The 12291-nt window shown below is 72.8% G+C and carries 1 protein-coding gene; it reads right to left on the reverse strand.

All coding sequences use genetic code 11. The features are described from left to right. Complete coding sequence (locus ACH4E7_RS21170; RefSeq protein WP_396250552.1) at positions 1-12276, reverse strand: amino acid adenylation domain-containing protein; 12276 nt, start codon at positions 12274-12276, stop codon at positions 1-3. Between the last annotated feature and the right edge of the window lie 15 nt (positions 12277-12291).

The raw sequence follows: 12291 nt of genomic DNA on the forward strand, positions 1-12291 counted from the left end.
TCATTCATCGGCCGGCCCGGTCTGGAGTCGGTCCATCTGGTCAGGCGTGAGAGCCAGGAGCATGCCGTCCTGGGACTCCGGCTTCCCGCTCTCCTCTCCCTCGGCCGGGAGCTCCTTGGCGAGCACCGCCAGCCGTTCGGGCGTCTTCTCCTCGAACACTTGCCAGGGCGACAGTTCCAGCCCTTCGCCGCGGAGCCGGGCCGACAGCTGCATCGAGCTGATCGAGTCGCCGCCGAGCTCGAAGAAGCTGTCGTCGACCCCGACCCGTTCCACCCCGAGGACCTCGGCGAACATGGCGCACAGCAGCTCTTCGACGGCCGTGCGCGGATCACGTCCGGAGGAGTTCCCGGCGAAGTCGGGGGCCTGTAGCGCCCGGTGGTCGACCTTGCCGTTCGGGGTCAGGGGCATCGCATCCAGCGGTACGAACGCCACCGGCCTCATGTGCTCGGGCAGGCGTTCGGCCGCCGTCCCGCGGAGGGCGGCGATCAGCTCGTCGGCCGACTGCGCGGCCGCCGGGACGACGTACGCCACCAGCCGCTTCTCGCCGGGCCCGTCCTCACGAGCGGCTATCACCACCTGGGCAGCCCCCGGATGGTCCGCCAGCACGGCCTCGATCTCACCCGGCTCGATCCGGTAACCGCGCACCTTGACCTGCGCGTCGGCCCGGCCGACGAAGACCAGCTCTCCCTCGCGGGTCCAGCGGACCCGGTCGCCGGTGCGGTACATGCGGCCCCCGGAGGAGTACGGGTCGGCGACGAACCGTTCCGCGGTCAGGCCCGGACGTCCGAGGTATCCACGCGCGAGCCCTGCCCCGGTGACATAGAGCTCACCGGCCACGCCGGGCGGCACCGGCTGCAGGAAGGCGTCGAGCACGTACGCCCGCACGTTGGTGATCGGGCGGCCGATGGGGACCACGTCGCGTCCCGGAGACAGCGGCGAGCTCATCGTCGCGCACACGGTCGTCTCGGTGGGCCCGAAGGCGTTGATCATCCGTCGGTCCCGCGACCAGCGGTCGACCAGGGGCAGCGGGCACGCCTCACCGGCGACGATCAGCGTCTCGAGGCAGTCCGGCAGGTCGTCCTCGACGGCCAGCACGCTCGGCGGCACGGTGACGTGGGTGATGCGCCACCGGCGCACCGCGTCACCCAGCGACACCCGCGGCGGCATGCTGCCGGGGTCGGCCAGCACCACGGTCCCGCCCGACAGCAGAGCCATGCACAGCTCGGAGATCGCGGCGTCGAACCCGAGGGACGCGAACTGCAGGATCCGTGCGGAGGATGTCACACCGAAGCGCTCGATCTGCGCGCCGGCCAGGTTGCCGAGCCCGGCGTGGGTGACCTGGACGCCCTTGGGCGTCCCCGCCGACCCGGAGGTGTAGATCACATACGCTCCGTCGCCCGCCGCCACGGCCGGCAGCGCCACTCCCGGGTCGGCGGCGGGCCGCTCGTCCAGTGCGACCACCACGCCCGCGAACCCGTCCGGCACGGCCGTCCGGGTCGCCCTCGTGCACAGCAGCACCTCGGGCGCGGAATCCGCCAGCATCAGCCCGATCCGACCGGCGGGATAGTCCGGGTCGACCGGTACGAACACCCCGCCCGACAGCGACACTCCGACCAGGGCCACCACCAGCTCCGCCGACCGTCCGACCAGCACGCCCACGCGCGTCTCGCGTCGGACGCCCAGCCCCACCAGCAGCCGCGCCAGATCCTCCGCCTCTCCCAGCAGCCCCTCGTACGACAGGCTCCGCGCCGCGTCCTCCACCGCGACCGCGTCCCGCGAGAGCTCCGCCCGGCGGCGGAACAGCACCGGCAGCGGCTCCGGCACGAACGGCGCACCGGTGGCGTTCCACCTCTCGACCACCAGGTCGCGTTCCGCCGCGCCGATCAGGCCGACCCGGCCCACCGGAGTCCGCGGATCGGCCGTCACCTGCTCCAGCGCCCGGACGACCGCCGCCAGCAGCTCCTCCGCCCGGGTCCGGTCGAAGACGTCCGGACGGAAGATGAACTCGCCGTGGACGCCGCCGTCGTGGGAGGCACGCATGGATATCGGATAGTGCCCGCTGTCGTTCGGGACCCCCGCAGGGCGCATGACGAGCGCATCGGGGTCTTCGGACGGGAGCGGCGGGCGGGGATAGTTCTCGAACACCACGATCGTGTCGAACGCGGCGCCCTGCCCGGCGAACTGGATGATCTCCGACAGCCCGACATGCTGATGCGCCATCATCTCGACCTGGCGCTCCTGCAGGTGCGTCAGCATGTCGAGGAACGGTTCACCACCCGCGAGGCGGGCCCGGACCGGCAGCGTGTTCATGAACAGGCCGACCACGGACTCGACTCCGGGGATCTCGGGCGGACGCCCGGCCACCGCGGAGCCGAAGACCACGTCGTCCCGGCCCGTCAGCCGGGCCAGGAGCAGCGCCCAGACCCCCTGGAAGAGGGTGTTCATCGTGACGCCGTGCCGGCGCGTGAACTCCACCAGCCGACGGCTCAGATCGTCGTCGAGTTCGAACCGGACGCGTTCGGGCTCGACGGGCGTGGTGGCGGTGTCCGGCGGCACGACGTGGGTCGCCTCGTCGAGCCCGGCGAGCTCGGTCCGCCACGCCTGCCAGGCGGCTTCCTTGTCCTGGCGGGAGAGCCAGGCGAGGTAGTCGCGGTACGACGTCGGGGCGGACAGGGACAGGCCGTCACCGCCCGATTCGTAGGCCGCCAGCACATCGCTGGAAAGGATCGGGAGCGACCATCCGTCGCAGGAGATGTGGTGGGAGGCGAGGGCCAGCCGGTGGCTGCGTTCGCCGATGCGCACCAGGTGCAGGCGCAGCAGCGGGGCCCGGTTCAGCTCGAACCGGTCGGCGTGCAGCTCCTCCGCGAGTCGCTCGAACTCCGCCAGCGCCTCGTCCTCGGGCAGATGGGACAGGTCGGTCTCGGTCCAGGGCAGCGCCACGTCACGTGCGATCGCCTGGACGGCCCGGCCGGACCCGAGCTGATGGAAACTCGCCCGCAGGGCGGCGTGCCGGTCGAGGAGGGCCTGCCAGGACGCGCGGAAGCGAGCGACGTCCAGTGGGCCGTCGAGGGCGAGGGTGCGGATGCCCGCGTAGACGTCCGGGCCCCGCTGGTCCATGGCGTGGAACAGCAGGCCCTCCTGGAGCGGAGAGAGCGGCCAGAGTTCGGCGAGGCCCGGAACGGCGGCCTCGATCTCCTCCACGTCCGCCTGCGTCAGTTCGACGAGGGAGAAGTCGCTGGGGGTGTGCCCGCCGGCTCCGGGGGCGGCGTGCGCGGCGAGGCCGGACAGCAGGTCCAGCCAGGCCTGGCCGAGCGACTCCGCCTCGGCCTCGCCGAGGATCCGTCCGGCCCAGGTCACGGTCAGACGGAGCTCGGGTCCGTCCGGGGAGTCGAGGAGGACGGCGTCGATCTCCACGGCGTGCCGCAACGGTGCGTTCTGCTCCGCCGCGCCGCCGACGGTCCCCGTCATCTGCCAGGGCTCCGGATCGCCGTCGGGGCGGGAGGAGAACCGGCCCAGGTAGTTGAACCCGACCTCCGCCTTCGGCAACGCCGCCAGGACCGGTGCCGTCTCGGCGTTCAGGTGGCGCAGCATCCCGTAGCCGAGGCCGCCGTCGGGCACGGCTCGCACGTTCTCCTTGACCTGCTTCAGCAGGCGGCCGGCCGCCTCGCCACCGGCGATCGCCTCGTCGGTGTCGATCCCGGTCACATCCAGCCGGAGCGGGTGGACGTCGGTGAACCAGCCGACCGTCCGCGTGAGATCCAGCTCTCCGAGGGGCCCGCGGCCATGGCCTTCGACGTCCACCACGACGGAGTCGCCGCCGCGCCAATGGGCGACCGCGCCCGCCAGGGTGGCCAGGAGCACCTCGTGGACACCGCAGTGGAAGGCCGGAGCGGCCTTCTCCACGAGCACGCCCGCGCGGTCGCGCGGCAGGGTCCATGACCTGCGTCCCGCAGTCGCGATGGTGTCGCGCGCGGGGTCGAGGGAGGCCAGCCGCGGTTGCGCGTGGTCGAGGATCTCCGTCCAGGTCTCGAGTTCCTCGGTCCGGGTCGCGGCTTGATCGGCCAGGGTCCGCGCCCATCGCCGGAACGGGACCTCCACCGGGTCGAGAGCGGGCTCCTCGCCCGCGACCACGGCCTCGCATGCCGCACGCAGGTCCAGCAGCAGGATCCGCCACGACACCGCGTCGACCACCAGGTGGTGCGCCACCAGCACGAGCCGTCCCACGCGACCGGGTCCGGCATCCACCCACACCGCCCGGATCATCGCACCGGCGGCGGGATCCAACCGCGCCGCCGCCTCGCCGGCACACCGGTCCGCGGCCTCATCGATGTCACCGGTGCCCGCCTCGACCCGCTCGACCAGACCCGCCGCGTCCACCGTCCCCCGGCCGGACACGACCAGGCTCGGCTCTTCGCCCCCGTCCGTGACGATCCGGCTCCGCAGCAGATCGTGGGCGTCGATCACCGCGCCCAACCCGGCCGCCAGCGCGTCCACCGACAGGTCGCCGGGAGCACCCACGGTCACCCACTGGGTCAGGGCCCCTCCGGTCAGCGCGCCGGGGTCGTGCTCGATGAGCGCCCGCATCACCGGCGTCCACGCGACCTCGCCGACACCGTCGGCGAGGTCTGCCCGCGTCGCGCCGCCGCGCTCGGCGACTGCCGCGATCCCCGCCGGTGTCTCCTGCGCGAAGACTTCCTTCGCGCCGAAGACGACGTCGACGCGGCGGGCTCGGGCGGCCAGTTGCATGGAGAGGATCGAGTCGCCGCCCAGCTCGAAGAAGCTGTCATCGGCTCCGACCCGGTCCAGCCCGAGGATCTCGGCGAACAGTGCGCACAGCACCCGCTCCGCCTCGGTGCGCGGCTCGCGGCCGGCGGGCTTCCCGGAGAACTCGGGAGCGGGCAGGGCCTCGCGGTCGACCTTCCCGTTGATCGTCAGCGGGAAGGCGTCCAGAACCACCACCGCGGCCGGGACCATGAACTCCGGCAGCCGCGCCGCGAGGTGTTCGCGGAGCGCGTCGGGGTCCGGGGCCTGGTCCGGTTCCGCGATCGCATAGGCGACCAGCCGCTTCTCACCCGGACGGTCCTCCCTCGCGACGACGACCGCCTGCGCGACCCGGGGAGCCTCGGCGAGTGCCGTCTCGATCTCCGTCGGCTCGACCCGGTAGCCCCGGATCTTCACCTGGGAGTCGGCCCGTCCGGCGAACAGCAGCTCGCCCCGGTCGGTCCAGCGTGCCAGGTCGCCGGTGCGGTACATCCTCCCTCCGTGCCCGCCGCCGGGCAGGAGGGGCCCATTGCCGGGGGCGAACGGGTCGGCGACGAACCGCTCCGCGGTCGCGCCGCGTGCCTCGGGATAGCCGAGCGCCAGACCGGCGCCCGCGAGGTAGAGCTCGCCGGCCACGTTCGGAGCGACCGGTTGGAGGAAGGCGTCGAGCACGTACGCCCGCCGCCCGGCCAGCGGGCGGCCGATCGGCAGGACGTCGCCCGTCTCGTCCCCCGGCTCGAGCAGCTGCCACGTGGCGCACAGGGTGGTCTCGGTCGGGCCGTACAGGTGCCGGACCCGGACATCCGGGCAGGCCCGGCGCAGCCGTGCGACGGAGGCGAGGGGCACCACGTCCCCGCCGGTGAGGACCTCGCGCAACCCGCTGAAGGAGTCCGGCGACTCCTCGGCCAGCACCCGGAAGCTCCCGGCCGTCAGATGGACGGTCGTCACGCCACGTGCGACCGCCTCCCGCAGGCGCTGCGTGTCGACCGCGCCCGGTTCGGCGACCAGGACGCGGGCCCCGCTGACCAGCGGCGCCCAGATTTCGAGCAGCGACGCGTCGAACGCGTGCGAGGCGTGCATCAGTACGCAGTCATCGGCACCGAGTGCCCAGCCGGGGTCGCCGGCCAGAGCCGCGACGCTTCCGTGCGGCACCGCGACGCCCTTGGGCACCCCGGTCGATCCCGACGTGTACATCACGTAGGCGACGTCGTACGCCGTGACCGTCGGCGTCCCCTGCCCCGTTCCCCCGGTCCACGGCACGTCCACGAGTACGGGCTCGACCCCGCCCGGCACCGCGTTGCGGGTTGCCTCGGCGCAGACCGCCACCGCCACGCCGGCGTCGGCCAGCATCCGCTCGATCCGCACCGGCGGGTAGTCCACGTTCACCGGGACGTACGCGGCCCCGGCCTTCCAGACCCCGAGGAATGCGACGAACAAGTCCGCGCCGCGCGCCATCACCACGCCGACGCGGTCGCCGCGCCGCACACCCATCCCGGCCAGATGCCCTGCCAGCCGGTCCGATTCCCGGTCGAGGTCGCCGTAGGACAGGGTGCGGTCCCCGTCGATGACGGCCACCGCGTCCGGCGCGCTCGCCGAGCGCCGCCGGAACAGCTCCACCACCGACGATCCCCCGGCGGCCTCGCCGGTCGCGTTCCAGCGCTCCACCACGGACGTGCGTGTCACGTCGCTCGTCGTGCCCAGGCGGCCCACGGGAAGCGAGGGCTCGGCCAGCAGTCGTTCGATGACGCGCACGACCTGCCCGGCGACCTCGACAGCGGTCTTCTCGTCGATCCGGTCGGGCCGGAAGGACACCCGGATCTGCAGGCGCTCGCCGGGACTGGCGCTCATGGTCAGCGGGAAGCCCGTACCGGTCCGGGTGAGGGCCGAGCTGATCGTGACACCGCCGTCGTCGCCGAGGCCGGCCGCGTCATGCGGGTAGTTCTCGACCATCACGATGGTGTCGAAGGCCGCGCCCGGCCCCACCGCCTTCTGGATCTCCGACAGACCCATGTACTGGTGTTCCGACAACGCCGACTGGCGTCGCTGCAGGTCCTGGAGCAGCTCCAGCACCGGCAGGCCGCCGTCGAGTCGCACCCGGACCGGAACGGTGTTGATGAACATCCCCACCATCCGCTCCACATCCGGCACGTCCGCCGGGCGGCCCGACACCACCGACCCGAACACCACGTCCGTCCGGTCCGCCAGCCGGGCCAGTACCAGGGCCCACGCGCCCTGCACGATCGTGCTCAGCGTCAGCCCGTGGCCGCGGGCGAAGTCGGTGAGCGTCCGAGTCGTCTCGGCGGACAACCATGCGCAATGCTCGTCCGGCATCACCATCGCCTTGCCCGCGTCGGCGTCCACCACCGTCGGCTCGTCCGACCCGGCGAACTCCGACCGCCACGCCGATCGCGTCGCGTCCTGGTCCTGACGGCTCAGCCACGCCAGGTAGTCACGGTAGGAGGGTGACGTCGACGAGCTCGGTCCGCCCGCGTAACCGGACGACATCTCGCCCAGGACGATCGGCGTCGACCAGCCGTCCAGGAGGACGTGGTGCGACGTCAGGACGAGCCGGTGCCTGTTCTCGCCGAGACGGATCAGCAGCAGCCGGAGCAGCGGCGGGCGGGACACGTCGAACCGCTCCGCCTGGTCCTCCGCGAGAAGGCGTTCGACCTCGACGGCCGCGTCGGCCTCGCCGAGATGCGACACGTCCGCCGTACGCCAAGGGATGTCGGCCTCACCCACGACGACCTGCACCGTCTCGCCCGAGCCGAGTTGGTGGAAGCTCGTCCGGAGCGACTCGTGCCGGGCGACCAGCGGCTGCCACGCCGCGCGCAGCCGTTCCGGGTCGAGCGGCCCGTCGAGGTCCAGGATCCGCTGGGTCTGGTAGACGTCCACTCCCCCGTCGTCGAGGGCCCGTTCGAAGAGCATGCCCGCCTGCAGGGGCGACAGGGGCCAGATGTCGGTCAGCCCTGGCGCGGCGGCCTCCAGCTCCGCCACGTCCCGCCGCGACACCTCGACGAGGTCGAAATCGGACGGTGTGTGGCCTCCGGCGCCGGGGGCGGCAGTGTGGGCGGCGAGGCCGGTGAGCATCTGCAGCCAGGCCTCCCCCAGCCGCTCTACCGTGGCGGGGTCGAGATCCCGGCCGTCCATGGTGAGCCTCAGTAGGGGACCGGCCGGCGTGTCCTGAACGTCCGCGCCGACCTCCAGGGCATGGGCGAGTACCAGTTCGGGGCCGGCGGCTCCCGCGCCGAGCGGCCCTTCGCTGACCTGCCACGGAGTGTCCGGGGAGGTGGCGGCCGACCGGCCGAGATAGTTGAATCCGATCTTCGGGGACGGCAGTTCGGCCAGCCTGGCCCCGGTGCCGGGGTTGAGATGGCGCAGCAGCCCGTAGCCGAGCCCGTCGCCCGGCACTGCGCGGACTTGCTCCTTCACGGCCTTCAGCAGCTCTCCGGCCGCCGCGTTCCCGGCCGCCGCCGCTGCCAGGTCGACGCCGGAAACGTCGAGGCGGACCGGATGGACGCTGGTGAACCAGCCCACGGTGCGCAGCAGGTCCTCGCCGTCGGCCGGGTGGCGGCCGTGGCCCTCCACGTCCAGGAGCACCCCGGCGTCACCGCCCCGCCGGCGCGCCACCGCGCCCGCCAGGCCCGCCAGCAGGACTTCTCGGATCCCGCAGTGGAAGGTTCCCGGGGCTTGATCCACCAGGCTCCGCGCCGTGGGCCCGGACAGTGTCCAGGACCATGAGTGCGGCCGCCCCTCGTGCTGCCCGGGGAACGGGTCCACGCCGTCCAGGACCCCGACCCAGTGATCGATCTCGGCGACGGTGCGCTCGCTGAACGCCTGCTCGGTCAGCCGCTGCGACCACTGCCGGTACGACGTCGTCGCAGGTTCGAGGGACGGGGTCCCTCCGGAGATCACCTCGTCATAGGCCGTGCGCAGATCCGGCAGCAGGATGCCCCACGAGACCGCGTCGACCACCAGGTGATGCGCCACCAGCGCCAACCGGCCCGGCTCGGCGCCTCCGGCATCGATCCACACGGCCCGCACCATGGTCCCCGTCGACGGGTCCAGGCGGCCTGCGGCCGTCGCGGCCTCGCGTCCGGCGATCTCATCGAGGTTCCCGGTCCCGGCCTCCACCCGGGTCACCAGTCCGGCCGCGTCCACCGTGCCCCGATCGGGCACGATCAGCCGTCCGTCGGACTCCACCCGGCCGCGCAACTGGTCATGGACGTCCAGCACCGCTCCCAGGGCGGCCACCAGCGCATCCCGGTCGAGGCCGGGCGGGGCGACGACGACTCGCGCCTGAGCGAAGCCGGGGCGCAGCGCGTCGGCTCCGAGGGCGCGCATCACCGGCGTCCAGGGAATCTCCCCGATGCCCGCGTCCGTCTCGGAGCGGCCCCGCCGCGTCGTTCCGACGGCCCCCGCCAGCGCGGCCAGCCGTCCGGGGGTCCGCTGCTCGAACACCTGCCGGGGGGTGAGGGCGATTCCCTCGCGCCGGGCGCGGGCGGCCACCTGCATCGACGAGATCGAGTCCCCGCCCAGCTCGAAGAAGCCGTCCTCGACCCCGACCCGTTCCAAGCCGAGGACCTCGGCGAACACCCGGCACAGGATCCGCTCGGCCTCGGTGGCCGGGTCCCGGCCCACCGACTTCGACGCGAAGTCCGGTTCGGGCAGGGCCTGCCGATCCACCTTCCCGTGGACCGTCAACGGCAGCGCGTCCAGCACGATCACCGCCGCCGGCACCATGAAGTCGGGCATCGTCTCGACGAGCCGGTCCCGCAGCCGTACCGGGTCGAGGTCCCGTCCCGCTTCGGCGACCACGTAGCCGGTCAGCCGCTCGTCCCGGGCGGCGACCACGGCCTGGGCGACGCCCGGAAGCCCGGCGAGAACCGCCTCGACCTCTCCCGGCTCCACGCGGTAGCCGCGGATCTTCACCTGATCGTCGGCCCTACCACCGAACACGAGCGTGCCCTGGTCCGTCCAGTGGGCCAGGTCACCGGTCCGGTACATCCGCTCGCCGGGGACGAAGGGATCGGCGATGAACCGCTCGGCCGTCAATGCCGAACGACCCAGGTAGCCTCGCGCGACACCGGCCCCGGCGACGTACAGTTCGCCCTTCACGCCCGGAGGTACGGGGCGCAGGAACGCGTCGAGGACGTAGCCGCGCCGGCCCGCGAGGGGACGTCCGATCGGCAGCACCGGACCGGTCTCGTCGCCGGGTTCGAGCAGCCACCAGGTCGCGCACAGCGTCGCCTCCGTCGGGCCGTAGAGATGCCGCACCCGGACGTCCGGGCACGCCCGCCGTACGCGCTCCACAGCCGCCGGCGGCACCTCGTCCCCGCCGGTCAGCACCTCCCGAAGCCCGGCGATCGACTCCGGTGACTCCTCGGCCAGCACCCGGAAGGTTCCCGCGGACAGGTGGGCGGCCGTGACGCCGCCCGCCACGTACCGGGCCAGGGCCTCCCCGTCCACCGCACCCGGTTCGGCGATCACCAGTCGGGCGCCCGACAGGAGCGGCACCCAGATCTCGAACAGGGAGATGTCGAAGGCGTGCGAGGCGTGCGTCAGCACGGCGTCGCCGGGCCCGATCCCCCACCGCGGCTCCCCGACCAGCCCCGCCACGTTGCCGTGCGACACCGCGACGCCCTTGGGCGTGCCCGTCGACCCCGAGGTGTACATCACGTAGGCGAGGTCGTCGGCTCCGACCTCCACCGCGGGGCGGGCGCACTCCGCCACGGCCCGCCGCGTCCCGGGATCGTCCAGGACGATCGGATCGAGCCCGCTGTCCAGCACCGCCGCCCGGCTCGCGGCCCGGCAGACCACCGCGGCCGGATCCGCGTCCGCCAGCATGAACTTCACGCGTTCCACCGGGTAGGCGGGGTCCACCGGCACGAACGCCGCCCCCGCCTTCCACACCGCGAGCAGCGTCGCGATCAGGTCGGATGACCGTTCCATCACCACGGCGACCCGATCCCCGCGCCGGACGCCGCAGCCGGTCAGGTAGCCCGCGAGCCTGTCCGCCTGCCCGGCCAGGTCTCGGAAGGACGTCGGCCGATCTCCGTCGGTGATCGCCGTCTCGTCTCCGCGACGCTCCGCCTGGCGATCGAACAGGGCCAGCGGCAGGCCTCCTGGCTCGGCGTCGGGTCCCGTGCCCCAGGCGTTCACCAGGTTGCGCTCGGCGGCGGTCGTCACGGCGACGTCGGCCACGGTGATCCCGCTGTCGGCCGTCAGCCGGCGCAGAACCCCCTGGAACCGCTCGAGGACGGCGAGCGCCGCGCCCGTGTCGAAGAGGTCGGTCAGATGGTCGAGCTTGAGGAGCATCGTGTCGCCGGGGACGGCGACCAGCGTCAGCGGATAGTGGGCGGCCTCCCTGCCCTGGTTCACCCGGACGGTGAAGGTCTCGGCGGAGTCCGGTTCACCGAGGTCGCGGGGAAAGTTCTCGAACACGAGCAGGGTGTCGAAGACCGCGCCGGGGCCGGCTGCCTTCTGGATGTCCGTCAACCCCACGTACTGCTCCGGGATGAGCGCCGACTGCCGCCGCTGCAACTCCGTCAGCAGTCCGATGACCGGCGTGGCACCGTTCAGCCGTACGCGCACGGGCACGGTATTGAGGAACAGCCCCACCATTGCCTCCACGCCGGGCAGGTCCGCGGGGCGTGCCGACACGGTCGCCCCGAACACCACGTCCGTCCGGCCCGACAGCTGCGCCAGCACCAACGCCCACGCGCCCTGCACGACCGTGTTCAGCGTCAGCCCGTGGCTGCGGGCCAGGTCTTCCAGCGATCGGGTGAGGTGTTCGGGGAGCTCGACCGTGACGCTCTCCGGTATGCCGGGCGCCCGGCCCGGGTCTGCGGGCGCCACCAGGGTCGGCTCCTGCGCGCCGCGCAATTCCGCCGCCCATGCCGCCAGCGCCCGCTCCTGGTCCTGCCGGTCCAGCCAGGCGAGGTAGTCCCGGTAGGACGCCACTTCCGGCAGTTCCGGCAGTTCCGGCAGTTCCGGCAGTTCCGGCAGTTCCGGCCGACCGTCGGCCGCGTACAGCGCCAGCAGCTCATCGAACACAATGGGCAACGACCAGCCGTCCATGACCGCGTGATGGCAGGTCACCACCAGTCGGTGCCTGGCGTCGTCGAGACGGATCAACGTGAGGCGCAGCAGTGGGGCCTTCGCGAGGTCGAATCGCCGTAGCCGGTCCTCCTCGGCCAGCTCCCGCACTGCCTCATCGGGATCGTCGAGGTGGGAAAGGTCGACCACGCGCCACGGCAGCTCCACCCGGCTCGCGATGACCTGCACCGTCTCGCCCGATGCACGCTGCCGGAAGCAGGCCCTGAGCGCGGCGTGCCGGGTGAGCAGCTCCTCCCATGCCGCACGTAACCTGGCCGGATCGACCGGACCCTGCAGCTCCAGGATCCAGTGGCCCAGGTAGATCTGGGGCCCTTCGTCGTCGTAGACCGTGTGGAACAGCAACCCTTCCTGCAGCGGCGACAGCGGCCAGATGTCCTCGATCCGCGACTGAGCCATCGATATCTCCCTCGA

This window comes from Kitasatospora sp. NPDC018058 (assembly GCF_044327205.1).
Taxonomy (GTDB): domain Bacteria; phylum Actinomycetota; class Actinomycetes; order Streptomycetales; family Streptomycetaceae; genus Kitasatospora.